Annotated in this window: 26 protein-coding genes; 14 read left to right on the top strand and 12 right to left on the bottom strand. The window is 50.6% G+C overall.

Annotation, left to right across the window (positions count from 1 at the left end; all coding sequences use genetic code 11):
* Window positions 1–46 precede the first annotated feature (46 nt).
* The 4 genes from msrC (at window position 47) to htpX (ending at window position 4,469) form a co-directional block, all read left to right on the top strand.
* Window positions 47–544: a free L-methionine (R)-S-oxide reductase MsrC gene (gene msrC / locus OGX90_RS03015; RefSeq protein ID WP_003833782.1), complete on the top strand. Its 498-nt coding sequence runs from the start codon at window positions 47–49 to the stop codon at window positions 542–544.
* Between the two features lie 96 nt (window positions 545–640).
* Window positions 641–1,327 (top strand): RNA chaperone ProQ, encoded by a 687-nt coding sequence (proQ, locus tag OGX90_RS03010; protein WP_003833781.1) that lies wholly within the window; start codon window positions 641–643, stop codon window positions 1,325–1,327.
* A 19-nt stretch (window positions 1,328–1,346) separates the two neighbouring features.
* A complete protein-coding gene (prc, locus tag OGX90_RS03005; protein WP_048235216.1) occupies window positions 1,347–3,395 on the top strand; it encodes a carboxy terminal-processing peptidase in 2,049 nt (682 codons plus the stop codon).
* Between the two features lie 192 nt (window positions 3,396–3,587).
* The gene (htpX, locus tag OGX90_RS03000; RefSeq protein WP_003034964.1) at window positions 3,588–4,469 is read left to right on the top strand and encodes a protease HtpX; all 882 of its coding nucleotides are present in this window, start codon (window positions 3,588–3,590) and stop codon (window positions 4,467–4,469) included.
* 47 nt (window positions 4,470–4,516) lie between these two features.
* On the opposite strand, the gene OGX90_RS02995 is transcribed toward htpX, so the two are convergent.
* Entirely contained in the window at window positions 4,517–5,890 is a 1,374-nt protein-coding gene (locus tag OGX90_RS02995; RefSeq protein ID WP_148361872.1) for an MFS transporter, read from the bottom strand.
* Window positions 5,891–6,064: 174 nt separating this feature from the next.
* Between OGX90_RS02995 and kdgR the strand changes: the two genes are divergently transcribed.
* Window positions 6,065–6,856 carry a DNA-binding transcriptional regulator KdgR gene (kdgR, locus tag OGX90_RS02990; protein ID WP_003833778.1) on the top strand — a complete coding sequence of 264 codons (792 nt, stop codon included), beginning with the start codon at window positions 6,065–6,067 and terminating at the stop codon, window positions 6,854–6,856.
* A gap of 114 nt (window positions 6,857–6,970) precedes the next feature.
* On the opposite strand, the gene OGX90_RS02985 is transcribed toward kdgR, so the two are convergent.
* Window positions 6,971–7,210, bottom strand: a complete 240-nt coding sequence (locus OGX90_RS02985; RefSeq protein ID WP_003034975.1) for a YobH family protein — start codon at window positions 7,208–7,210, stop codon at window positions 6,971–6,973.
* A 164-nt stretch (window positions 7,211–7,374) separates the two neighbouring features.
* On the opposite strand from OGX90_RS02985, the gene mgrB reads away from it, so the two are divergent.
* The 6 genes from mgrB (at window position 7,375) to rlmA (ending at window position 11,717) form a co-directional block, all read left to right on the top strand.
* Window positions 7,375–7,518 (top strand): PhoP/PhoQ regulatory lipoprotein MgrB, encoded by a 144-nt coding sequence (mgrB, locus tag OGX90_RS02980; RefSeq protein ID WP_003034977.1) that lies wholly within the window; start codon window positions 7,375–7,377, stop codon window positions 7,516–7,518.
* Window positions 7,519–7,592: 74 nt separating this feature from the next.
* On the top strand, window positions 7,593–7,877 hold the full coding sequence (locus OGX90_RS02975) for a YebO family protein (protein ID WP_003833774.1): 285 nt from the start codon (window positions 7,593–7,595) through the stop codon (window positions 7,875–7,877).
* 636 nt (window positions 7,878–8,513) lie between these two features.
* Window positions 8,514–8,657: a DUF2627 domain-containing protein gene (locus tag OGX90_RS02970; protein ID WP_003034983.1), complete on the top strand. Its 144-nt coding sequence runs from the start codon at window positions 8,514–8,516 to the stop codon at window positions 8,655–8,657.
* Between the two features lie 12 nt (window positions 8,658–8,669).
* On the top strand, window positions 8,670–8,879 hold the full coding sequence (cspE, locus tag OGX90_RS02965; RefSeq protein WP_001062678.1) for a transcription antiterminator/RNA stability regulator CspE: 210 nt from the start codon (window positions 8,670–8,672) through the stop codon (window positions 8,877–8,879).
* A 219-nt stretch (window positions 8,880–9,098) separates the two neighbouring features.
* Window positions 9,099–10,844 (top strand): peptidoglycan DD-transpeptidase FtsI2/PBP3(PARA), encoded by a 1,746-nt coding sequence (gene ftsI2 / locus OGX90_RS02960; protein ID WP_003833773.1) that lies wholly within the window; start codon window positions 9,099–9,101, stop codon window positions 10,842–10,844.
* Window positions 10,845–10,907: 63 nt separating this feature from the next.
* Complete coding sequence (gene rlmA / locus OGX90_RS02955; RefSeq protein WP_234692020.1) at window positions 10,908–11,717, top strand: 23S rRNA (guanine(745)-N(1))-methyltransferase; 810 nt, start codon at window positions 10,908–10,910, stop codon at window positions 11,715–11,717.
* Here the strand turns inward: rlmA and mntP are convergent.
* The 5 genes from mntP to manX all read right to left on the bottom strand — a co-directional run bounded on the left by mntP (window position 11,714) and on the right by manX (window position 15,918).
* Complete coding sequence (mntP, locus tag OGX90_RS02950) at window positions 11,714–12,280, bottom strand: manganese efflux pump MntP (RefSeq protein WP_020996621.1); 567 nt, start codon at window positions 12,278–12,280, stop codon at window positions 11,714–11,716. The genes rlmA and mntP overlap by 4 nt on opposite strands.
* A gap of 433 nt (window positions 12,281–12,713) precedes the next feature.
* A complete protein-coding gene (locus OGX90_RS02945) occupies window positions 12,714–13,172 on the bottom strand; it encodes a DUF986 family protein (protein ID WP_008785029.1) in 459 nt (152 codons plus the stop codon).
* A gap of 60 nt (window positions 13,173–13,232) precedes the next feature.
* Entirely contained in the window at window positions 13,233–14,084 is an 852-nt protein-coding gene (locus tag OGX90_RS02940) for a PTS mannose transporter subunit IID (RefSeq protein ID WP_003833769.1), read from the bottom strand.
* A gap of 12 nt (window positions 14,085–14,096) precedes the next feature.
* A complete protein-coding gene (locus OGX90_RS02935; RefSeq protein WP_003021004.1) occupies window positions 14,097–14,897 on the bottom strand; it encodes a PTS mannose/fructose/sorbose transporter subunit IIC in 801 nt (266 codons plus the stop codon).
* Window positions 14,898–14,955: 58 nt separating this feature from the next.
* The gene (gene manX / locus OGX90_RS02930; protein ID WP_003833768.1) at window positions 14,956–15,918 is read right to left on the bottom strand and encodes a PTS mannose transporter subunit IIAB; all 963 of its coding nucleotides are present in this window, start codon (window positions 15,916–15,918) and stop codon (window positions 14,956–14,958) included.
* Window positions 15,919–16,180: 262 nt separating this feature from the next.
* Here manX and OGX90_RS23865 point away from each other — a divergent pair, with 262 nt between their 5' ends.
* Entirely contained in the window at window positions 16,181–16,390 is a 210-nt protein-coding gene (locus OGX90_RS23865; protein ID WP_008785027.1) for a protein YoaL, read from the top strand.
* On the top strand, window positions 16,378–17,937 hold the full coding sequence (gene yoaE / locus OGX90_RS02925; protein ID WP_008785026.1) for a CNNM family cation transport protein YoaE: 1,560 nt from the start codon (window positions 16,378–16,380) through the stop codon (window positions 17,935–17,937). Before OGX90_RS23865 ends, yoaE begins: the two co-directional genes overlap by 13 nt.
* Before the next feature lie 6 nt (window positions 17,938–17,943).
* Here the strand turns inward: yoaE and pdeD are convergent, their stop codons facing one another.
* From pdeD to pabB, 4 genes are all read right to left on the bottom strand, one after another.
* A complete protein-coding gene (gene pdeD, locus OGX90_RS02920) occupies window positions 17,944–19,545 on the bottom strand; it encodes a cyclic di-3',5'-guanosine monophosphate phosphodiesterase PdeD (protein WP_286623114.1) in 1,602 nt (533 codons plus the stop codon).
* Between the two features lie 130 nt (window positions 19,546–19,675).
* The gene (sdaA, locus tag OGX90_RS02915; RefSeq protein ID WP_003833765.1) at window positions 19,676–21,040 is read right to left on the bottom strand and encodes an L-serine ammonia-lyase; all 1,365 of its coding nucleotides are present in this window, start codon (window positions 21,038–21,040) and stop codon (window positions 19,676–19,678) included.
* A 183-nt stretch (window positions 21,041–21,223) separates the two neighbouring features.
* Entirely contained in the window at window positions 21,224–21,802 is a 579-nt protein-coding gene (locus tag OGX90_RS02910; protein WP_003020991.1) for a CoA pyrophosphatase, read from the bottom strand.
* A 3-nt stretch (window positions 21,803–21,805) separates the two neighbouring features.
* Window positions 21,806–23,167 (bottom strand): aminodeoxychorismate synthase component 1, encoded by a 1,362-nt coding sequence (pabB, locus tag OGX90_RS02905; RefSeq protein WP_020996620.1) that lies wholly within the window; start codon window positions 23,165–23,167, stop codon window positions 21,806–21,808.
* An 83-nt stretch (window positions 23,168–23,250) separates the two neighbouring features.
* Here pabB and OGX90_RS02900 point away from each other — a divergent pair, with 83 nt between their 5' ends.
* Window positions 23,251–23,430, top strand: a complete 180-nt coding sequence (locus OGX90_RS02900) for a YoaH family protein (RefSeq protein ID WP_003020986.1) — start codon at window positions 23,251–23,253, stop codon at window positions 23,428–23,430.
* Between the two features lie 6 nt (window positions 23,431–23,436).
* On the opposite strand, the gene OGX90_RS02895 is transcribed toward OGX90_RS02900, so the two are convergent.
* Window positions 23,437–23,781, bottom strand: a complete 345-nt coding sequence (locus tag OGX90_RS02895; protein WP_003020984.1) for a RidA family protein — start codon at window positions 23,779–23,781, stop codon at window positions 23,437–23,439.
* Window positions 23,782–23,918: the final 137 nt, after the last annotated feature.

Here is a 23,918-nt window from a genome sequence, read left to right as displayed (position 1 = left end):
TTTTAGTAGGCTGCAGTTTTAAGTAAGACAACTAAGTGATTATATAATGAACAAAATAGAGCTATACACGGATCTGAACCGTGATTTTCAGGCATTGATGGCAGGTGAAACCAGTTTTCTGGCAACGCTGGCAAATACCAGCGCATTGTTGTACGAGCGTCTTGCAGAAGTGAATTGGGCCGGTTTTTACCTGCTTGAGGACGATACGCTGGTGCTTGGTCCCTTCCAGGGCAAAATTGCCTGCGTGCGGATCCCGGTAGGGCGCGGTGTGTGCGGTACCGCAGTGGCGCAGAACCAGGTTCAGCGTATTGAGGACGTACATGCTTTTGATGGGCACATCGCCTGTGATGCCGCCAGCAACGCTGAAATCGTCCTGCCGATCGCTGTCGATAATCAGATAATCGGCGTGCTGGATATTGATAGCACGGCATTTGGCCGCTTTACTGAAGAAGATGAACAAGGTCTGCGTACGCTTGTGGCACAGCTTGAAACCGTGCTTGCAACGACGGATTACAAAAAATTCTTTGCGCGCGTCGCAGGATAATCAACGGATAACGTAGCAATTACTGATGACGTCATTATAATGTCGCCTGTTCATGCCTGCGCTTGTTGGCTACGTCCGTTGTAATCAGGAAATTTCATGGAAAATCAACCTAAGTTGAATAGCAGTAAAGAAGTCATCGCGTTTCTGGCCGAACGCTTCCCGCAGTGTTTTAGTGCGGAAGGCGAAGCGCGCCCACTGAAAATTGGCATTTTTCAGGATCTGGTAGAGCGTGTTGAGGGTGAAATGAACCTCAGCAAGACTCAGCTCCGTTCTGCCTTACGTCTCTATACTTCAAGCTGGCGCTATCTGTATGGCGTTAAATTGGGCGCAACGCGTGTTGATCTCGACGGCAACCCTTGTGGTGAGCTGGATGAACAACATGTTGAACATGCTCGCAAACAGCTGGAAGAAGCTAAAGCCCGTGTTCAGGCGCAACGCGCAGAGCAACAGGCGAAAAAACGCGAAGCGGCCGCTGCCGCCGGTGAAAAAGAAGACGCCCCGCGTCGCGAGCGTAAGCCGCGTCCTGCACCGCGTCGTAAAGAAGGTGCTGAGCGTAAACCTCGCGCTGAAAAACCAGCAGCAAAAGCACCGCGTGCTCCTCGCGAAGAACAGCATACCCCGGTATCTGATATTTCAGTACTGACGGTAGGGCAGTCTCTGAAGGTGAAAGCAGGAAATAATGCGATGGATGCCACCGTATTAGAAATCACCAAAGATGGCGTCCGTGTACAGCTGAATTCGGGTATGTCTTTGATTGTACGCGCAGAACACCTGGTGTTCTGAAACGGAGGCCAGGCCTGGCATGAACACTTTTTTTAGGCTTACTGCGTTAGCTGGTCTGCTTGCATTAGCAGGCCAGGCACTTGCTGTGGAAGACATCACGCGTGCCGATCAAATCCCCGTTTTAAAGGAAGAAACCCAGCATGCGACGGTAAGCGAACGTGTGACGTCGCGTTTTACGCGATCACACTATCGCCAGTTCGATCTGGATCAAGCGTTTTCGGCAAAAATTTTTGACCGCTATTTGAATTTGCTCGACTACAGCCACAACGTGCTGCTGGCGAGCGATATCGAACAGTATGCAAAAAAGAAAACGGTCCTCGGCGATGAACTGCGCACCGGCAAGCTGGATGTCTTTTACGATCTCTATAATCTGGCGCAAAAACGCCGATTTGAACGTTATCAGTACGCATTAAGCGTACTGGCACGTCCAATGGATTTCACCGGTAACGACACCTTTAACCTCGACCGAAGCAAAGCGCCGTGGCCGAAGAGCGAAGCAGAGCTTAATGCGCTGTGGGACGGCAAGGTTAAATTTGACGAACTCAGCCTGAAGCTGACCGGTAAAACCGATGCGGAAATCCGCGAAACGCTGACGCGCCGCTACAAATTTGCGATTCGCCGTCTGGCGCAGACCAACAGCGAAGATGTGTTCTCACTGGCGATGACAGCGTTCGCCCGTGAAATCGACCCGCATACTAACTATCTCTCTCCGCGCAATACCGAGCAGTTCAATACTGAAATGAGCTTGTCTTTGGAAGGTATTGGCGCGGTTCTGCAGATGGATGATGACTACACCGTCATTAACTCCATGGTGGCAGGTGGTCCGGCAGCCAAGAGCAAAGCGATCAGCGTTGGCGATCGTATTGTCGGCGTCGGGCAGACGGGCAAGGGCATGGTCGATGTGATTGGCTGGCGTCTGGATGATGTCGTAGCACTGATCAAAGGACCTAAAGGCAGCAAGGTGCGCCTTGAAATTCTGCCTGCCGGTAAAGGTACCAAGACGCGCACCGTGACGCTAACGCGTGAACGTATCCGTCTCGAAGACCGTGCCGTTAAAATGTCCGTGAAAACCGTTGGCAAAGAAAAAGTCGGCGTACTGGATATTCCTGGTTTCTATGTTGGCCTGACTGATGATGTCAAAGTCCAGTTGCAGAAACTGGAAAAACAGAACGTCAGCAGCATCATCATCGATCTGCGTACCAACGGCGGTGGAGCACTGACTGAAGCGGTTTCGCTTTCCGGTCTGTTCATTCCATCCGGCCCGGTGGTTCAGGTTCGTGACAATAACGGTAAAGTGCGTGAAGACAGCGATACCGACGGCGTTGTGTACTACAAAGGCCCGCTGGTGGTATTGGTCGATCGCTTCAGCGCCTCAGCATCAGAGATTTTCGCTGCGGCAATGCAGGATTATGGCCGAGCGCTGATCGTTGGTGAACCAACCTTCGGTAAAGGCACAGTTCAGCAGTATCGCTCCCTGAACCGTATTTACGATCAGATGCTGCGTCCGGAATGGCCAGCGCTGGGTTCTGTTCAGTACACGATCCAGAAATTCTACCGCGTAAACGGTGGCAGCACGCAGCGTAAGGGTGTTACGCCAGATATCATCATGCCGACAGGTAATGAAGAAACTGAAACCGGCGAGAAGTTTGAAGATAACGCGCTGCCGTGGGACAGCATTGATGCTGCGACCTACACCAAGTCAGATAATCTGACGCCGTTCGGACCTGAATTGCTGAAAGAGCACAATGCACGTATTGCGAACGATCCTGAGTTCCAGTACATCATGAAGGACATTGCGCGTTTCAATGCGATGAAGGATAAGCGCAACATCGCTTCTCTGAATTACGCTCAGCGTGAAAAAGAGAATAACGAAGATGACGCAATGCGTCTGGCGCGTATTAACGATCGATTCAAGCGAGAAGGCAAACCGTTGCTGAAGAAACTGGACGATCTGCCGAAGGATTACCAGGAGCCGGATCCGTATCTGGATGAAACGGTAAAAATCGCGCTCGACCTGGCGCATCTTGAAAAAGAAAAGCCAGCGGAACAGCCCGCAACCAGTCAATAACCTCGAACAGGCACAAGAAATTGTGCCTGTTTTTTTAACAAGTGCATGAAGACGTCAGTCTGATACGATAAAATGTAAAGTTGTGTCTTTCTGGTGACTTAGCACCTATGGATGCTTGAAAATAGTCATAAGACCCATACGATATGGGTAATCGCATAGTGCGTTTTGTTAAATTGAGGTTAAAAGAAAATTATGATGCGAATCGCGCTCTTCCTGCTGACGAACCTGGCTGTGATGGTCGTTTTCGGGCTGGTATTGAGCCTGACAGGGATTCAGTCAAGCAGCGTTCAAGGCTTGTTGATCATGGCACTGCTGTTTGGTTTTGGTGGTTCCTTCATTTCGCTGCTGATGTCCAAATGGATGGCGTTAAAGTCCGTTGGCGGGGAAGTGATCGAACAGCCTCGCAATGAAAGAGAACGCTGGCTGATGAATACAGTCGCGAATCAGGCCCGCCAGGCCGGGATCGCTATGCCGCAGGTTGCAATCTACCATGCGCCAGATATTAACGCGTTTGCTACCGGTGCGCGCCGGGATGCCTCGCTGGTGGCTGTAAGTACTGGCCTGTTGCAAAACATGAGTCCGGATGAAGCCGAAGCGGTTATCGCGCATGAGATCAGCCACATAGCTAATGGCGATATGGTTACCATGACGTTAATTCAGGGTGTGGTGAACACTTTCGTTATCTTTATCTCACGTATTCTGGCGCAGATTGCCGCTGGGTTTATGGGCGGCAACCGCGATGAGGGAGAGGGTAGCAACGGTAACCCGTTAATCTACTTTGCGGTAGCGACGGTACTGGAGCTGGTATTTGGTATTCTGGCGAGCATTATTACGATGTGGTTCTCACGTCATCGTGAATTCCATGCGGATGCAGGCTCAGCGAAACTGGTGGGTCGTGAAAAAATGATCGCCGCGCTACAGCGCCTGAAAACCAGCTATGAGCCGCAGGAAGCGACCAGCATGATGGCGTTCTGCATCAACGGTAAATCCAAATCGTTGAGTGAGCTGTTTATGACTCACCCGCCGTTGGACAAACGTATTGAAGCGCTGCGCAGCGGTGAATACCTGAAATAATTGGCAGCAGACTTAAAATAAAAAGCGCGTCGACAGACGCGCTTTTTTTATGCCTGAACTCGCGGTTGTGTGATACGTAAGCCACTCACGATTGCGGCTAGCGAAGCCAGAATACCCGCTGTTATCAGCGAAACGTGTGTTCCGCTGTCGCCAAACTGATTTAGCATCAGCGCAACCAGTGCGGCCCCGGTACTCTGGCCCAGTAAACGCGCCGTTCCAAGCATACCGCTCGCGCCTCCGCTACGATCACGCGGTGCGGAGGTGATGATGGTGTGATTATTCGGTGACTGGAACAAGCCAAAACCCGCACCGCACAAAATCATTGGCCAGATGATATTAAAATCAGAAGGTGATGCGGGCAGCAACACCAGAGAAAACAGCCCACACGCCATTACTGCCATGCCCAGCGCGCCCAGCAGACCCGCATGAACACGTTCAATCAAATATCCCGCCAGTGGGGCCATCACCATGGTTGCCAGCGGCCACGGCGTCAGCAGCAGGCCCGTTTCAACCTCGCTGCGCCCGAGAACCGTTTGCATGAAAAAGGGCAGGGAAACCATTGCCAGCATTTGCGCGCTGAATGAACAGATTGAGGTACAAATAGAGAGTGAAAACAGCGGAATGCGTAGCAGATCAACCGGTAATAACGGCACTGGCAATGCGAGTTGGCGGCGGATAAAGAAAAACCCTACCACAAGAAGACCCACAAGTTCAGCACCAATCAGTTTTAGCGACTGTCCCTGTGCAAATCCGCTGAGTGCCGTGATTAACAAACCGAATGTTAAGGCGTTCATCACTGCGCTGGGCAGATCGAAGCGCGGTTTATTGCCACGTGATGAATTGGGTGGCAAAAAACGCATAGCCAGTAGCAGGGCGATGATCCCCAGTGGAACGTTAATCAGGAATAGCCATTTCCACGAGGCAATAGAAAGAATAGCCGCCGCAATAGTCGGACCCGCTGCCGAGGATACAGCCACGATAAAGGAGTTAATACCCATTCCGCGGCCAAGCTGGCGCTGAGGATAAATGAGTCGGATCAATGCCGTATTAACGCTCATCAGCGCCGCGCCGCCAAACCCCTGAGCCACGCGCGCTAACGTCAGCATATGCAGCGAGTCTGATAATGCACAAAACAGCGACGCCAACAGAAACACGACCAGACCACACTTATAAATGCGTCGGTAGCCAAACATATCACCTAAAAAAGAGAGCGATAACAGCGAAACAACGATCGCAATTTGGTAGGCGTTCACAATCCAGATTGAGCTGGCGGGTGAGGCCTGAAGATCGGTGGCGATAGTGGGGAGGGCAACGTTCGCTATTGCGCCGTCGAGTACTGCCATAGAGATGCCAATAACAATGGTTAAAATTGCGCCATATCGCTGGGGCAATGGCAGACCATCGGTCTGAGTTTTTTCCATAGGAAGTCAATATTGTCGGAATTTATGATGAGAATAATAATTTTAGCATTGATATTCAGGCGTTAGGTCGCAGATTTGTAACTAAGTAAGCAAAGAGCGATTGCGAGGGCTGATACGTGAAATTATAATAAAAACCGGTTCTGATTTTTATAAAACACTCGAAAGGGGTGATAAATGGCAATCGCAGATCTGGATAAACAACCCGATTCTGTATCTTCCGTGCTGAAGGTTTTTGGCATCCTGCAGGCGCTGGGTGAAGAGCGCGAAATTGGTATTACCGAGTTGTCGCAACGCGTCATGATGTCGAAAAGCACCGTTTATCGCTTTTTGCAGACCATGAAAACGCTGGGCTATGTGGCACAAGAAGGGGAGTCTGAGAAATACTCACTGACCCTGAAACTATTCGAGCTGGGTGCTCGCGCGTTACAAAACGTCGATCTTATCCGTAGCGCTGATATTCAGATGCGCGAACTTTCGCGCCTGACCAAAGAGACAGTACACCTTGGCGCACTGGATGAAGACAGCATCGTCTACATTCATAAAATCGACTCCATGTACAATCTGCGCATGTATTCTCGCGTAGGTCGCCGTAATCCACTGTACAGCACGGCTATCGGTAAAGTTCTGCTGGCATGGCGTGACCGCGATGAAGTGAAGCAAATTCTGGATGGTATTGAGTACAAACGCAGTACCGACCGTACTATTACCAATACTGATGAATTGCTGGTACTGCTGGATAAAGTCCGTGAGCAGGGCTACGGTGAAGACAACGAAGAACAGGAAGAAGGTCTGCGCTGCATCGGTGTGCCGGTGTTTGACCGTTTCGGTGTGGTGATTGCAGGCTTGAGTATTTCATTCCCGACGCTGCGTTTCTCAGAGGAACGTTTGCACGAGTATGTGGCGATGTTGCATACGGCTGCGCGTAAAATTTCAGAACAAATGGGTTATAACGACTATCCGTTCTAATCTGGCGTAATAGCGTCAACTTAAAAACCCCAGGTATTTTTGTATCTGGGGTTTTTTATGAACAGTCATAACGTTAGTTGATGCAAATAACGTAGCGTATGTATTGTTGCTATATTAACCGTTATCAATAATGACCGTACTTTTTCTTAACAAGGGACAATCCGACAGGCCAATGATACCGCTGTTTGTGTGGACGTATTGTGCGGTGCTGGTTCCGCGGGCGGTCAGATATTGGCATTGCAAGCCCAGACCCGCTGCATTCTCCTTACTTCCAATCAAAATTCCGTAGCCGCTCAGTAATAAACCGATCCAAACCAGAGCTAACAACACAATAGCGCGGATTATCAGACGCATTACAACCTCTTATCTTTTCTCGTTATTATTAGATTAGCCTGTACATGGGATGAAACAAGTGAATCATTCCTAAAAAGATTGAATGCCGATACAGTTAACGCTGGGTTTAGGTAACGCATGATAATTTATAGACATAAGATGTAGATTCGAAGAGTGGAGCTGGAGTGAAAAAAATTCGCTGGGTAGTGCTGATAGTTGTCGTGCTGGTATGCATACTGATGTGGGCGCAAGTGTTCAACATCATGTGCGATCAGGATGTACAATTTTTCAGCGGTATTTGTGCCATCAATAAATTTATTCCCTGGTAAGCGCATTTTTGCCACAGTTGATTACCTTCTTGTGCGGCAGTGGTAAACTACGCTGTCTACATTGAGGTGGTGAAATGAACGAAGTTTTGAATTCTGGCGCGTTGAGTTTGGCGTCTTTGGCTGTATCGGTGGTGATTCTGGTTGTCGGGCTTGTACTGTGGTTTTTCGTCAATCGGGCAAGTTCGCGTACTAATGAGCAGATTGAGCTGCTTGAAGCATTGTTAGATCAGCAAAAAAGACAGAACGCATTGCTCCGTCGCCTTTGCGAAGCTAACGAACCTGAAAAAGCAGCAGAGCCTGCTGCGGTCACAGCGAAGGATGAAGATGATGACATCATCCGCCTGGTAGCTGAGCGGTAAAAACGGTATGACAGGGTGAGGATCTGTTGCTTTTGTTCTCAGATGTTTCATCCTGTCACCAACGTGCCAGATTATTTTCTTCTGTATATGTCGTGTAATTAGCACTCTGATACGCGTGTAAACTCAGTATTTTCAGATGCTCCAACCAATTAATATCTTATCCCCGGTCTGATATAAATATAATTTCCCATACGATAAAAATATGATTATGTCATTTTTGTGATAGCGATCGTTTTATTAACAGCGAAACGTTTCTCTTACTTTTTTTGTGCATTGTCATCATTCTTTCATTATTTTGGTGCAAAAGCAGAAGGCGGATCTCATTTTTACGCTTGTGACATTTTATGCATTACTAAGCATAAAAAATGATATCCGGCACACCCTGTAACAGCTAATCTGGAACAACCGAAGCTATTGAGCTATGGTAGAAATGTCCCGGCTATGGTGCAAGCCAGGCGGGGGATGGGGCGAGCGGCGGGAATATAACACTACTCGGTGTGGCGCATAACTGTGCAGTTGCTGTTTGATGAACGACGGGATTTGTGCGACCGATCGAGACACGTTTAAAAATGGCTTGCCATTATTAACGTTGTATGTGATAACACGTTTTGGGTTAAACGAGGTACAGTTCTGTTTATGTGTGGCATTTTCAGTAAAGAAGTCCTGAGTAAACACGTTGACGTTGAATACCGCTTCTCTGCCGAACCTTATATTAGTGCCTCAAGCAGTAATGTCTCAGTTTTATCTATGTTATGCCTGCGGGCGAAGAAAATACTCTAAGGAATTTTGCAAATGGCAAAGATTAAAGGTCAAGTTAAGTGGTTCAACGAGTCTAAAGGTTTTGGTTTCATTACTCCGGCTGATGGCAGCAAAGACGTGTTCGTACACTTCTCCGCTATCCAGGGTAACGGCTTCAAAACTCTGGCTGAAGGCCAGAACGTTGAGTTCGAAATTCAGGACGGCCAGAAAGGTCCGGCTGCTGTTAACGTAACAGCTATCTGATCGACACCACTGATTTGAAGCGCATATGCGCAACCATCTCAGATATAAAGCCTCGCCTATGCGGGGCTTTTTAATTCAAAATACGTCTAAATATTTCTAAATGCCCTTCCATTAGCGCTTTGTTGCAAAGGCGTGATGTTCGTAGCATAGTTTTCCCCGCTTTCTTACGACATTTCTCGTTAAATCAGACACCTGAAAAACTATCTTGCTGGAGACCAGGTGAAAAAGAAAAACGACGGCGACGCGCGCAATTTTACTCCCGTACGTTTTGCCCTGCTTTGTGTGGCAATATTATTGAGTCTGGGGTTGCTGCTGGGTCGGGTTGCGTGGCTGCAAATTGTCACGCCGACGAGTCTGGTGAAACAGGAAGACATGCGTTCGTTACGTGAGGTAACTATTGCCTCGCCGCGCGGGATGATTACCGACAGAGAAGGGCGACCGCTGGCGGTAAGTGTTCCGGTTAACGCCGTATGGGCCGATCCTAAGACCATCATCAGCAAGGGAGGCGTGGGTTACAACGAACGCTGGCAGGCTCTGGCAAGGACTCTGCATTTGTCACTGAGTACGCTGGCGGAACGCGTTAACAGTAATCCTGGCGGACGTTTTATTTATCTGGCACGACAAATTTCCCCTCAGCAGGCTGAGTGGGTCGATGATCTTAATCTCCCGGGCATCAACCTGCGCGAGGAATCCCGCCGGTTCTATCCCGCAGGCCACGTAGCGGCGAATCTCATTGGTTTTACCAACATTGATGGACAAGGCATTGAAGGGCTGGAAAAGAGCTTTAATAACCAGCTGATGGGTAAACCTGGCTCCCGTCTGGTACGTAAAGACAAATTTGGCCATGTCATTGAGAATATCACCGAAGTTACGCCTGTACCTGCACACGAATTACAGCTCAGCATCGACGAGCGTCTGCAGACGGTCACCGAAGATGCGTTGGACAATGCCGTTACGTGGAATAAAGCAGAATCAGGAGCCGCAGTGCTGGTCAACATTGCTACCGGTGAAATACTGTCCATGGCGAGCTTTCCTGACTTCAACCCCAATAATCGTGATGGCGCGGTACTGGATGATTTTCGTAACCGTGCAATTAGCGATACGTTTGAACCCGGTTCAACCGTTAAACCGCTGGTGATCATGACTGCACTCCAGCAGGGGATAGTACAACCCGACAGCGTGATTGATACCCATCCTTTTTACCTTGATGGGCATCGTATTCGTGACGTCGGATTTTACCCGGAACTGTCGCTGACCGGAATTTTGCAGAAATCGAGCGATACCGGCGTGTCGCACCTTTCATTGGCTATGCCTGTCCAAAAATTGCTGGATACCTATAAAAGCTTTGGTTTTGGCGATCCAACCGGACTGGGATTAACCGGTGAAAGCAGCGGTTTGATGCCTCAGCGCCGCTACTGGAGCGATTTGGATCGCGCGACCTTTGCATTTGGTTATGGGTTAATGGTAACGCCGCTGCAGTTGGCGCACGTATATGCAACCATTGGTAGTTTTGGTATCTATCGGCCCCTTTCGATTACCCGTATTGACCCGCCGGTAATCGGTACCCGAGTGATGCCGGAGGCGCTGGTTCACCAGGTTGAACATATGATGGAAAGCGTTGCGTTACCCGGTGGTGGGGGAACTAAAGCCGCGGTCAGGGATTATCGCGTGGCGGTTAAAACAGGAACGGCAAAGAAAATTGGTGATGACGGTAAGTATGTCGATAAATACGTGGCCTACACGGCAGGCGTTGCGCCAGCGAGCGACCCGAAATTTGCACTGGTGGTCGTCATCAATAATCCGCAAAACGGTGCTTATTATGGTGGGGCTGTCTCTGCGCCTGTCTTCAGCCAGATAATGGGTGATGTCCTGCGTCTGGAGAACGTTAAACCGGATGGCATGCCTGCTGACTCCGATCATCTGCTGGTGATGCACGGCAGCAACGTATCCTCGCCGTCGTTGTAAGTTATTTTCCCAGGGCGCAATTCGCGTTACACTTGCGCCCTTAAGTCACCTGCCGGAGTTGTCATGTCGTTTTCCTGTCCTCTTTGCCACCAGCCTCTTACTCAAGCGAATAACAGTTTTGTCTGCCCCGGGCGGCACCAGTTTGACGTGGCGAAAGAAGGGTATGTCAACTTACTGCCGGTTCAGCATAAACGATCGCGCGATCCGGGTGACAGCGCTGAGATGATGCAGGCGCGACGGGCATTTCTTGATGCCGGGCACTATCAACCGTTGCGTGATGCGATTGTGAATGTGCTGAAAGAGAAGTCGACTTCAGAAGATGCAGCGATCCTGGATATTGGCTGTGGGGAAGGGTATTACACCCATGCGTTTGCCGACGCGCTGACGGGTTGTACAACCTTTGGTCTTGACGTCTCCAAAGTGGCAATTAAAGCTGCAGCCAGACGCTATCCGCAGGTGACCTTTTGCGTTGCCTCCAGCCATCGTCTGCCGTTCGCAGATGAGTCAATGGATGCCATCATCAGGATCTACGCGCCCTGTAAAGCGCAAGAGCTGGCACGCGTGGTTAAACCGGGGGGATGGGTTATCACCGCCACGCCGGGACCGAGTCATTTAATGGAACTGAAAGGGCTTATTTATGATGAGGTGCGTTTGCATGCGCCGCACACAGAGCAACTGGACGGTTTTGTTCTGCAACAGAGTATTGCGCTGGGGTATCAGATGCAGCTTCAGGGCAGCGAGGCCGTTGCGTTACTGCAAATGACGCCGTTCGCCTGGCGGGCAAAGCCGGAGGTGTGGGAAACGTTAGCGGAGAAAACGACGTTTGACTGCCAGACCGACTTTAGTATTCATGTCTGGCAGCGTCTGAATTAACCGTGGAAGTGTGCCCAGAGGATCTGGGCACCGATACCAATCAGCACCACCCCACCCAAAATTTCTGCTCGTTTGCCCAGCATCGGGCCAATGAAACGACCAATCATCATGCCGAGCGTGGACATAATCAATGTGGCGCAGCCGATGGCCAGCGCAGTGGCAATAATATTGACCTGCAGGAAAGCCAGACCCACCCCGACGGCCATTGCGTCGAGACTGGTGGCAATGGCGGTGGTAACCAGCAGCCAGAAACCATGACGGCGCTGCGGTTCTTCATCCTCATCACCGTTATCGCGAAAACCTTCGATTATCATTCGCCCGCCTAAAAAGATCAGCAGAATGAAGGCGATCCAGTGGTTCCACTCCAGCACGAATTTGCTGGCCAACATACCCATGCCCCAGCCAATCAGCGGCGTAAGCGTTTCAACTGCGCCGAATATCAGACCTGTGCGCAATGCTTCAGAAAATTTGGGTTTATGCAGGGTGGCACCTTTGCCAATTGATGCAGCGAAAGCATCCATCGACATGCCGAAAGCGAGAAGAACGGTAGCGGTGAGATTCATAACAGCGTCCTGACCGGGGTATCCATAAAACACATCACTGCCCCCAGTAACCATGCATACAGGCCGGAATCACTGTAAATACAGCGCCATTCAGATATGCATTGCAGTTGATGTGCCTATGGTCTCGCCTGACTGAACCTGTAAATTCAGTCCGTACGCGCCACGTTTTTCAACGAGTATGTTGACACGTACATTTCCGGAGTCTGGAAATCGGCTACTCCCCAACGACGGGCGCAACCTTAACATATTTTGAGAATATAAAACAAGAAACGCAGAAATAATATTTGACTTCTAATTGAAAACGATTTTCATTTAGATTTGTTTATAAATAAAACGTTAAAATAAATAACATTGTGGACAGTTAAATATAGCCTTGGCTATGTTAGTTTTTATACTGATATATAAAAAACATAGTTCAGGCTATATTTATAAGTTATTGATTTGAAATTAAAAGTTTATATATCTTCTCAAGATCGTCTATATTTCGTACGCGGATCAACAATCTTCGATGTTCTAATTGCATCACTAATACACCGTCTTCAGATAAATTCATCTCTTTAATGCGGTTATATTCAATCCAGACGTTGGCGAAGAAAAAACCTTTCTGCTTGAAGATGATTTTTGGCGTACGGATCCAGAACAGATACAACCCCATCAATACCAGTGCACATAATAACCATGTGGTAAATTGCGCGCCGTGGCTGGTGATGTTGTTGTAGATAAGAATAGCTACCAAGCCAAGGAAGATAACGCTGTCAACTCTGCTGCGGGGAAGCAGGGAGACAGTAAGCAGAGTAGTGCCATTACGGCGGGGCATGATGAACTGATCGTAAATGGCATACGCCAGCAGCGAAAAGATAAATAGAACCAGCACCAGGTCCGTGATAGTCATGAATCCTCAACCCTCTAAATAGAAAAACCGGGGGCAAGCCCCCGGTGATGCACAACAGTCTTACAGGCCGAGCAGTCCGACAGCGTAGCCCGCGATACCGATGACGAAGAAGCCAACGATGATCCACAGCGGGTTCACTTTCTTACGCAGCAGCCACATACAGGCGAATGTCAGCAGCAGAGGAACCAGACCCGGCATCAGCTGGTCAAGGATAGTCTGCACGGTGGTAACACGAGTCTGACCATCCTGACCGGTGATAGTGGAAACCACCAGCGGGATGTTTACGTGCGTCCACTTGTTAACCAATGCCCCCATGACAAACAGGCCGAGAATTGACGCCCCCTCGGTCAGTTTCTGCAGGAAGCCGCCGCCCATATCTTTAACGATATCGACACCTTTACGGTAGCCATATGCCACACCGTAATAACGGGTTGCCAGACGAACCAGGTTAAACAGGATGAAGAACAGCAGTGGCCCCAGCAGGCTGCCGCTCATCGCAATACCTGCGCCGAGTGCGGCGAAGACCGGACGTACGGTACCCCAGAAGATCGGGTCACCGACGCCTGCCAGCGGACCCATCAGACCAACTTTGATACCGTTGATGGCACCATCGTCAATCTCTGCGCCGTTTGCACGCTGTTCTTCCATTGCCAGCGTAACGCCCAGTACTGGAGCCGCTACGTACGGATGGGTGTTAAAGAATTCCAGGTGACGCTTAATCGCTTGCTTACGTGCATCGTTGTTTTCCGGGTACAAGCGGCGGATAGCCGGTACCATGGAGAAACAGAAACCCAGCGCCTGCATACGTTCGAAGTTCCATGAACCCTGAAACAGGTTAGAACGAATGAACACGCCACGAATGTCACTCGGAGTGAGTTTTTTCTCGGTGGTAGTTTTAGTCATATCAACCATTTCGCTCACCTGCTAGTCCAGTTCGTTATCGAGATCGTTATTGCCAGCCGCCGCAGCAGGTGCACCGGCTACGCGGTTATATTTCGGGCTCAGCTGAATGTAGAGGATGGCCATGACTGCGCCAATCACACCCAGAGCAACCAGGTTGAAGTTAGTAAATGCCGCGGTGACGAAGCCGAGGTAGAAGAATGGCATCAGATAGCCTGCGCGCATCATGTTGATGACCATCGCATAACCAACCACTACGATCATACCGCCTGCGATGTTCAGACCACCGGTTACGACTTCCGGAATGGCGTTAAGCATGCTCTGAACTTCACTGGTACCAACAGAAATCGCTACGATTACCGCCGGGATAGCGATACGCATAGCCTGCAGGAACAGCGAGGATACGTGCAGCCAGGAGAGCGCAGTCAGGTTACCGTTTTCGGCTGCCTTATCCGCTGCGTGCTGGAATGCTACGGTGATTGTACGAACGATAATGGTCAGTACCTGGCCTGCTGCTGCCAGTGGGATAGCCAGCGCGATACCGGCACCAATGCTTTGATGACCCGCGATAACCAGAACGGTAGAGATAATTGAGGCCAGTGCGGCATCTGGTGCAACCGCAGCGCCGATGTTCATCCAGCCCAGGGCGATCATTTCCAGGGTACCACCGATGATAATACCGGTTTTCATATCCCCAAGAACGGCACCAATCAGCGTACAGGCCACCAACGGACGGTGGAACTGAAATTCATCGAGTACCGACTCCATACCCGCGATACATGCGACGATGAACACCAGCACAATCTGAAGAGTGGTAATCTCCATTGTACTTCTCCTATTGCTATACAGACTTAAGTGTGAAAACTAAGTAAATGCCAGGGAATTATTTCACCTTGGCAATCAAATCCATCATTTTCAGTTTCTGATCGGTAGAAACCTTACGGGCCTCAAGTTCAATACCGCGTTCGTTGAGTTTCTTGAAGGCTTCGATGTCTTTGTCATCGACAGAAATTGCGTTGTTTACCTGCGTTTTACCCTGACGGAAAGCCATACCGCCAATGTTCACGGAGGTAATTTTCACACCACCTTCAACGATACGTTCTACGTCGGTTGGGTTGGTGAACAACAGCATCACACGCTCACCTGCATATTTCGGGTTGTTGTAGACGCGGATCATTTTCGCGACATCAACCACATGCGCCGTCACACCCGGAGGTGCTACCTGAGTCAGCAGCGTTTTACGCACGGTATCGGCGGCAACTTCATCACTGACGACGATAATGCGCGTTACGTTGGTTTCTTTGGTCCAGCGAGTTGCTACCTGACCATGGATTAAGCGGTCATCAATACGCGCCAGGCCGATCTGCATATAATCGTTCGGCCCCATCGGTTTCGCGGGGGTTGCTGCTTTCGGTGCCGCGACGGGGGCAGGAGCGGCTTTTTCCACCGGTTTTGCTTTCAGCGCTTTCACGCCTTCGCTGCCGGTTTCAACGGCCAGTGCCACTAATTCATCAAAGCTTGGGTTGTCATCACGCGCCATGAAGGTCTCAACCAGCATGGGAATGTTCACACCGGCGATTACTTCGTAATGCTCTTTATCGACGACAATGCGGCTCGCAGCGTTAAACGGGCTGCCTCCCCATGTGTCAACGAGAAACAGCACGCCTTTACTGGTATCGAGTTTTGCCAACTGAGCGTTGTACTTTTCGATCAGCGTTTCAGCATTTTCGCCTGGAACGAAATCGATCCAGCCGACGTTTTCCTGCTCGCCTAACAGCATCTCTGCCGTCTTAAGTAACTGCTCTGCAGCCCAACCATGTGTGCCTATTACAATAGCAATGGTCACTTGCTACCTCCTTTATTATCGTTAACACATCAACGTGAAGATGTATTTGAATCGTCGTCCGCAATCGAATCGATTCAGATAAGGGTTACAAAGAAAAACCTATGATTTTCGTGAATTATTTTAGATATCGAAAAAAATATTTTATGTGATGAAGATCCGTAATTTAACTTCCGATTAAAAGAAATTTCGAAGGGTAAAATATCTCCGAAACAACTTATTGCAAAGGAAGGTAAATCTTTGCTAAAAACAGCTTCTCTCTGTTATGTTTAGCATCTGTTTAATTACTCAGGAGTATAGGGCAGTAGCCCACCATATGGATCGTCACCGACGTCATTTCACCTTCAGGCCGTATCAAGCCTGTCAGATTGGCACTTTTTGCCACAAATTTTCTCTGCATATCGCTTTAACGCCTGAGATCCTCAGCGCGCAGTTTGGTCATTCCTTAAGCAGGAGCTTGTCATGGAATTATTAATGGACCCGCAGATTTGGGTGGGTTTGCTCACGCTTGTCGTTCTCGAAATTGTTCTGGGTATTGATAACCTGGTCTTCATTGCGATCCTGGCTGATAAGCTGCCGCCGAAACAGCGTGATAAAGCGCGTTTAATCGGTTTGTCACTGGCACTGATTATGCGTCTGGGCTTGTTGTCCGTGATTTCGTGGATGGTGACGCTGACAAAGCCGCTGTTCACGGTAATGGACTATGCGTTCTCGGGGCGCGATCTGATTATGCTGCTGGGGGGTATTTTCCTCTTGTTCAAGGCTACGACAGAGCTGCATGAGCGGCTGGAAAACCGTGAACATGATACCGGCCAGACGAAAGGGTATGCGAGCTTTTGGGTTGTCGTAACGCAGATTGTCATCCTCGATGCGGTGTTCTCGCTGGATGCCGTGATTACGGCGGTCGGCATGGTCAACCATCTGCCAGTGATGATGGCGGCAGTAGTGATTGCCATGGCCGTGATGCTGCTGGCCTCTAAGCCGCTGACACGATTTGTGAACCAACACCCGACGGTGGTGGTGCTATGTCTGAGCTTCCTGTTGATGATTGGTCTGAGCCTGGTTGCCGAAGGGTTTGGCTTCCATATTCCGAAAGGTTATCTGTATGCGGCAATTGGTTTCTCGATCATCATCGAGTTGTTTAACCAGATTGCCCGTCGTAACTTTATTCGCCACCAGTCGACGCTGCCGCTGCGTGCACGTACTGCCGATGCAATCCTGCGTCTGATGGGCGGTAAACGTCAGGCCAGCGTGCAGATGGAATCCGATAACCCGGTGCCTGTTCCTGTCCCGGAAGGCGCGTTTGTGGAAGAAGAACGCTATATGATCAACGGCGTCCTCTCCCTGGCGTCGCGTTCGTTACGCGGGATTATGACGCCTCGTGGTGAAATCAGCTGGGTTGATGCCGACCTGAGCGTGGCAGAAATTCGCGAGCAGTTGCTCTCTTCACCTCACAGCCTGTTCCCGGTGTGTCGTGGCGAACTGGATGAAATCATCGGTATCGTGCGTGCTAAAGAGCTGCTGGTGGCGCTGGAAGACGGTGTGGATGTGGCGGCGATTGCCTCTGCTTCTCCGGCTATTGTTGTTCCGGAGACGCTGGATCCGATCAATCTGTTAGGCGTACTGCGTCGTGCCCGCGGTAGCTTCGTTATCGTCACTAACGAGTTTGGCGTAGTACAGGGTCTGGTCACGCCGCTGGACGTATTAGAAGCCATTGCCGGTGAATTCCCGGATGCCGATGAAACACCTGAAATTATTGCTGATGCAGGTGGTTGGTTGGTCAAAGGCGGTACCGATCTGCATGCGTTGCAACAGGCGCTGGACGTGGATACGTTAGTGAATGAAGACGAAGATATCGCCACGGTGGCAGGTTTAGTCATTGCGGCTAACGGCCATATTCCACGCGTAGGTGATGTTATCGAGGTTGCACCGCTGAGCATTACGATTGTCGAAGCGAATGACTATCGTGTGGATTTAGTTCGCATTGTTAAAGAACAACCCGCTCACGACGAAGACGAGTAATCGGGTTTAGCGAAACGGCATGACGGGCATACTGTGTCGCCCGTTATGTCGGGTGGGCGGCGGCGTGCTGCCCGCCAGCCATTTTGGGAAATCACGCAGCGGCATTGGCTTTGCGTACAAAAAACCTTGCAACAAATGTACGCCGTGTCGGCGCAAATGCTGAGCCTGCGCCTGGGTTTCAACGCCTTCCGCCACCAGTTCTATATTCAATTTTTTCCCCAAAGCGATAATGATGTCTGTGACGGTTGAGTTCACGGCGTCTGTTCCTATTGCCGAAGTAAATGATTTATCGATCTTCAGCACATCCGGGCGGAGTTTTTCCAGCCAGGAGAGCGAGCTGTTACCGGTACCGAAATCATCAATCGCCAGTTTTACGCCAAGACGATTTAATTCGCGTACGACCCGATAATCCACATCCAGTAACGCATCTCGTTCGGTCAGTTCGATAACCAACTGCTGGATTGGGTGCTGGCTGAACCAGTACTGATTAAGATCTTTTAGCAGCGTGCCGTTACGAAAATGGCTGGCGGCGACATTAATCCCAATATGAAACTGACTGCTCATCGGGAAAACGTGTCTTTGCTGAATGGTTTCTGCGATGACATGACGGGTTAGCGGCACAATCAGGTTGTGCTCCTCAGCGATGGGAATAAACACTTCCGGAGAGATCCAACCCTGGCGTGGGTTATTCCAGCGTAGAAGAATCTCCACGCCCATGCATTGCTGGGTTTGCGCATTAAGCAGCGGCTGGCAAAATAGCTCGAATTCCCGAGCAGCAAGGGCCAGATTAATCTCCCAGGAAAAACTCATTCTGCTGGCGGTCGCCAGCCATGCCAGGTAACCCACTAATAAACTTAGGATCACCGCCAGCGGCAGCTGTGTTGGCAGATGTTTAATCGCCAGTTCACTGGGACCGGGGCCGGTGACGCTAATGGTAAACGGGAAATGTTGAGATGACAGCTGGTAGCGTTTTTCATCATTTAGCTTAGGCAGAGTATCGACCACACCTTGATCATACAGTAGATGCCGATTACCAACGGTTAAGCTGGCATCGGTGATCTGCGGCGGCTGGGGTTCAAGCAACATAGACGACAATAAATCAATATTGACGATTTCCAGCACGCCATCTTCACCATCGGCAGAGGATGGATACCATTGCGTCAGAATCGGGCTGCCTTTTATCAGCGAATGGTCAGTAGACAGCAGCAGTTGCGGTTCCCTGCTGGGTAATTCGGGCTGTAGTTGACGAATGGGGACATTGCGATACCCAAAAATGCTGGAGCAATAGAGGATCCCGCTTTGAATCAGATTAATAGAACGCACCGTTTGCAGTCTTGCGGCATGTTTGCTTAACGGTAAACGTGCCACTGAGCAGGGGAGGCCAATTAACGGCAGCAATACATCACGTCCGGCCTGCAAGGGTAAAAGTACGTCATCCAGTTCTTCTACAGCATGGTTGGCAAAGGTGACGATATTTCGGTGATTTAAATTACGCTCCGAAATAAATCGAACAGTTAATGTGAGGATGAGCGTCAGTAGTGCACATACTGTGCAAACGATTAAGCGATTCCGGCGATAATTTTTAATGATCCGTTGTGCTGTTTGCATGCGGGCCGCCCGATAAGCCGTTGGTCACAGAAGCCAACAGCAACAGAGCAAGTGTAGTGGGGAAAATTACAGTAGACGAGGGAGAGGGGGCAAATTCGCCCATCCGTCGCAGATGGGCGAAAATTAAGTATTAGTCACATTGAACTTTGATTGCCAGGCCACCGCGTGACGTTTCGCGGTATTTGGCGTTCATGTCTTTACCTGTTTCGTACATGGTCTCAATGACTTTATCCAGCGAGACGCGCGGCGCGCTGGTACGGCGCATTGCCATACGCGCAGCGTTGATCGCCTTCACTGAAGCAATGGCGTTACGCTCAATGCACGGAACCTGTACCTGACCGGCAACCGGATCGCAGGTTAAGCCGAGGTTATGTTCCATGCCGATTTCGGCAGCAACACACACCTGCTCAGGGCTCGCGCCCAACAGTTCAGCCAGACCAGCGGCAGCCATGGAGCAGGCTACGCCCACTTCACCCTGACAACCTACTTCTGCACCAGAGATTGAGGCGTTCATTTTGTACAACGCGCCAATTGCACCGGCCGCCAGGAAATAGCGGGTATAGATATCGGGGCTGACGGACTCGATGAAATGATCGTAATAGGCCAATACCGCAGGCACGATACCGCAGGCACCGTTGGTTGGCGCTGTCACCACGCGACCGCCCGCGGCGTTTTCTTCGTTAACGGCCAGCGCGAACATGTTCACCCAGTCGATCACGTTCATCGGATCGTTGGACAGCTTATCGCTGGAAACCAGCATACGACGCAGAGCTGAAGCACGACGAGGAACGCGCAGCGGACCCGGCAACACACCTTCGGTGTTCATGCCACGATCGATACAGGCCTGCATGGTTTGCCAGACGTGGCCAAAGTACTCTTCAATCTCTTTTTTGCTGTGCAGAGCAAGTTCGTTCTGCATCGCCATGCCAGAGAGAGACAGGCCGGTGCTATTGCAGTACTCCAGCATTTCAGTCGCGGATTTGAACGGATAAGGCACGCTGACCTCGCCCGCGGCATCCTGACCAAAATGTTCTTCATCAACGATGAATCCACCGCCGATTGAGTAGTAGGTTTTGCTATAAATGACGGTTTCGCCATTGTACGCATGGATCTGCATTCCGTTTTCATGCAGCGGCAGGTTGCCGTTGTGAAAACGCATCCCGTCATTCTGCGGGAAATCCACTTCGTGCTGACCCTGTGCAAGCAGCAGGCGTCCACGCGTTTCTACGTCGCGGATAAATCCGGGGATGCTATCAATATCCACGGTAGCAGGCTCATTGCCCGCCAGACCCATAATAATGGCGATATCGGTGTGGTGACCTTTACCCGTGAGCGACAGTGAACCATACACGTCGACGGCGACACGAGTAACGCTGTCCAGTAATCCTTTTTCGACCAGGTCATCGACGAACTGTTTACCCGCCTTCATAGGCCCTACGGTATGGGAAGATGAGGGACCAATCCCCACCTTAAACATGTCGAATAGACTAATCACGATAATACTCCTACAGGGCGACTGGGCTTTCCAGTAACGATGTTATAACTGCGCATAGTGTAAGAGGGAACGCGGCGATCGGCTTAACTATTCACATGAATTAAACTAATAGATAACCGCGGTTTTACTAATGTTGTGACCTGAGTTTCAAGTTGTCTATGGCGCGCGTAAAGATAAGTATAGTCAGGGCTTGACGCCAATTTGCAGCGCCAGCTCACGAATTATTCCGGCAGTCATTCCCCAGACGAAATATTGCTCATACCAGGAAAGCCATACGCGATGTGAATCGCCACGACGGTAAATATCCAACGGGTGGTAACGACCTAAATGCAGGGCCTGGGCCAGCGGCATTTCGAACACGGCTGAAACTTCATCTTCACTGGCACGATACGGCAGATTAGGCGGGATAATGCCTACCACTGGGGTGACCTGGAAACCGGTCACGCTGTCTACTGGCGGCAGAACGCCGATCACTTCTACGCATGAAGGTGGGATCGCCACCTCCTCCTGTGCCTCGCGAAGGGCGGCGGCAATTAACGAGGCATCACTGCTATCCACCGCCCCACCGGGGAAGGCGACCTGTCCGGCGTGCTTGCGCAGGTGAACGGAACGCTGGGTTAACAACAACCCCGGCTGTGGACGACGCACGACGGGGATCAGTACGGCGGCCTGGCGCTGGTTTAACGCGGCATGATTGACCTGCGGGCGCAGGAGTTGAAAGCGCGATAAGAAATCATCAAGCGTCAGGCTGCTGTATTCCACGTCTCAGTTCTCCAGTTGGTGCAAAATACGATTCACTTTATCAAATGTTTCCTGATATTCAGCGTCTTCCTGACTGTCCGCCACTATGCCGCCGCCAGCGGAACAATAAATTTGTCCGTTTGTGGCTGTCAGCGTGCGAATGGTGATGCTGGTATCCATATTGCCGCAGAAACTCAGATAACCGATGCTGCCGCACCAGGCATTACGTCTTTGTGGCTCCAGTTCGTCAATAATTTCCATCGCCCGCACTTTCGGCGCACCGGTAATAGAGCCGCCGGGGAAGGCGGCGCGTAGCAGATCGGTGGCGTGTAATGACTCTGGCAGACGTGCGGTAATGGTGCTGACCAAATGATGAACGGCAGGGAACGGTTCGACGACAAACAGCTCCGGAACCTGTACCGAACCCGGTACGGCAACGCGGCCAATATCATTACGCATCAAATCGACGATCATCAGGTTCTCCGCACGATCCTTCGGCGAATTCGCCAGCCGCCGGGCCTGCTCACGATCGGCATCGGCATCTTCAAGCCTGGGCAACGTACCTTTAATAGGACGGGTCTGGATATGCTGGTTCTCCAGCAGAATAAAACGTTCTGGCGAAAGGCTGAGGATAACGCCTTCCTCAAGACGAATAAACGCGCTGAACGGGGCGCGGTTAGCGTGATTGAGTTTGACAAATGCCTGCCACTCATCCCCCTCGTAACGCGCTTGAAAACGCTGCGCGAGGTTGACCTGGTAACAATCGCCGCTGTGCAGATAGCCCTGTACCTGGCGGAATTTTTCGCCATACCGGGCGCTGCTCATATTGGACTGCCACGCCGAGGTCAATGTAAACGGCTCACGCGTTGGCGGTTGTTGCGCGTCGAGCCATTTCAGGCGAGCCTCGACATCGGTATGGCTGAGCAGCGATACGGTCTGCAACTTGTGGTCAACAATCAGCGCCCAGTCGTAAATGCCAACGGCCATATCCGGTAGCGTAATATCGCGCTCAGCAATAGTGGGCAGAGATTCAAAGCGTCGGCCAAGGTCGTAGCCAAACAGACCTAACGCGCCGCCCTGAAACGGCAGATCCGGGTGATACTCGGGGTGAATCTTGTGTGCAGCTAGCGCGGAATGTAATACCGTCATTGGATCATCAAGCGAGCGCGTGATTGCGTGCCCGTCCTGCACTACGGTCTCTTCAGCACGTGTAACCAACGTGGTGACGGGATCCGCCACCAGAATATCAAAGCGGTTATGCGGATGGTCGGCTTGACCTGAATGCAGCAGCATCGCCCAGGGCAGATGGCTTAATGTCGAAAAATAGCGTTCAGCGGCGTCCTGACGCCAGGGTAATGTGATTACTGCGGGAGATAACGTCTTCATCAGTCCTGACTCGTTGCTACTCTACTGGCTAACTGCCCGGTAGCATGAAATAATTAGCGCAGACAATTTAGCAGGAGTTAACAATGTTTGCAGGTTTACCTTCACTCAGTCATGAGCAGCAGCAAAAAGCGGTAGAGCGTATTCAGGAGCTGATGTCGCAGGGGATGAGCAGCGGACAAGCCATTGCTCTGGTTGCTGAAGAGTTACGCGCCAGTCATACCGGCGAGCGGATCGTGGCGCGTTTTGAAGATGAAGACGAATAACGCCGCTTAAACTGCAGCGATTATCTTAATCTCAACTTTGTATTTCGGGTTCATCAATCCGGCCTGAACGGTACAACGTACCGGCGCGTGGCCAGCAACGACCCACGCGTCCCAGGCTTTGTTCATGGCGGCAAAATCGTTTTTGTCTGCCAAAAACAGGGTGGCATCAAGAATACGTGACTTGTTACTGCCTTGTTTTTCCAGCACCGCATCAATTTGCGCCAGCGTATTTGCCGTCTGCTCAAAGGCGTCTGCATCCAGATTTTCCGGCACGCCGGTGTAATACAGCGTGTTGTTGTGGATTACCACGTCGGACCAACGCGCTTCGGCATCAATGCGCACAATCGTCATAAATCATTCCTCGTTTACGTTTTTTCATAATAGCTTTGGGTTGCGCCAAGACTGCCATAATGTTGTGCCCACGTCACCTCTTCAACTGGCGAAAGACCCGCTGGCCTGACATAATCCCTGTTCAAATGAACAGGGGG

The organism is Citrobacter sp. Cpo012 (assembly GCF_030333015.1).
In the GTDB taxonomy this organism is placed as follows: Bacteria; Pseudomonadota; Gammaproteobacteria; order Enterobacterales; family Enterobacteriaceae; genus Citrobacter; species Citrobacter portucalensis.
The sequence above is the reverse complement of the archived record's forward strand: the minus strand, read 5'-3'. Positions and strand labels throughout refer to the sequence as shown.

Bases quoted from the DNA above. Each gene is read 5' to 3' on its own strand.
- OGX90_RS23865 (WP_008785027.1), top strand. From the start codon at position 16,181: ATGTTTAGCATCTGTTTAATTACTCAGGAGTATAGGGCAGTAGCCCAC.
- mntP (WP_020996621.1), bottom strand. From the start codon at position 12,280: ATGAATCTCACCGCTACCGTTCTTCTCGCTTTCGGCATGTCGATGGAT.
- kdgR (WP_003833778.1), top strand. From the start codon at position 6,065: ATGGCAATCGCAGATCTGGATAAACAACCCGATTCTGTATCTTCCGTG.
- prc (WP_048235216.1), top strand. From the start codon at position 1,347: ATGAACACTTTTTTTAGGCTTACTGCGTTAGCTGGTCTGCTTGCATTA.
- OGX90_RS02970 (WP_003034983.1), top strand. From the start codon at position 8,514: ATGTGTGGCATTTTCAGTAAAGAAGTCCTGAGTAAACACGTTGACGTT.
- cspE (WP_001062678.1), top strand. From the start codon at position 8,670: ATGGCAAAGATTAAAGGTCAAGTTAAGTGGTTCAACGAGTCTAAAGGT.
- OGX90_RS02895 (WP_003020984.1), bottom strand. From the start codon at position 23,781: ATGACGATTGTGCGCATTGATGCCGAAGCGCGTTGGTCCGACGTGGTA.
- OGX90_RS02975 (WP_003833774.1), top strand. From the start codon at position 7,593: ATGAACGAAGTTTTGAATTCTGGCGCGTTGAGTTTGGCGTCTTTGGCT.
- OGX90_RS02985 (WP_003034975.1), bottom strand. From the start codon at position 7,210: ATGCGTCTGATAATCCGCGCTATTGTGTTGTTAGCTCTGGTTTGGATC.
- pabB (WP_020996620.1), bottom strand. From the start codon at position 23,167: ATGAAGACGTTATCTCCCGCAGTAATCACATTACCCTGGCGTCAGGAC.
- yoaE (WP_008785026.1), top strand. From the start codon at position 16,378: ATGGAATTATTAATGGACCCGCAGATTTGGGTGGGTTTGCTCACGCTT.
- OGX90_RS02995 (WP_148361872.1), bottom strand. From the start codon at position 5,890: ATGGAAAAAACTCAGACCGATGGTCTGCCATTGCCCCAGCGATATGGC.
- OGX90_RS02935 (WP_003021004.1), bottom strand. From the start codon at position 14,897: ATGGAGATTACCACTCTTCAGATTGTGCTGGTGTTCATCGTCGCATGT.
- htpX (WP_003034964.1), top strand. From the start codon at position 3,588: ATGATGCGAATCGCGCTCTTCCTGCTGACGAACCTGGCTGTGATGGTC.
- rlmA (WP_234692020.1), top strand. From the start codon at position 10,908: ATGTCGTTTTCCTGTCCTCTTTGCCACCAGCCTCTTACTCAAGCGAAT.
- msrC (WP_003833782.1), top strand. From the start codon at position 47: ATGAACAAAATAGAGCTATACACGGATCTGAACCGTGATTTTCAGGCA.
- proQ (WP_003833781.1), top strand. From the start codon at position 641: ATGGAAAATCAACCTAAGTTGAATAGCAGTAAAGAAGTCATCGCGTTT.
- pdeD (WP_286623114.1), bottom strand. From the start codon at position 19,545: ATGCAAACAGCACAACGGATCATTAAAAATTATCGCCGGAATCGCTTA.
- OGX90_RS02900 (WP_003020986.1), top strand. From the start codon at position 23,251: ATGTTTGCAGGTTTACCTTCACTCAGTCATGAGCAGCAGCAAAAAGCG.
- OGX90_RS02940 (WP_003833769.1), bottom strand. From the start codon at position 14,084: ATGGTTGATATGACTAAAACTACCACCGAGAAAAAACTCACTCCGAGT.
- OGX90_RS02945 (WP_008785029.1), bottom strand. From the start codon at position 13,172: ATGACTATCACGGACCTGGTGCTGGTTCTATTTATCTTTTCGCTGCTG.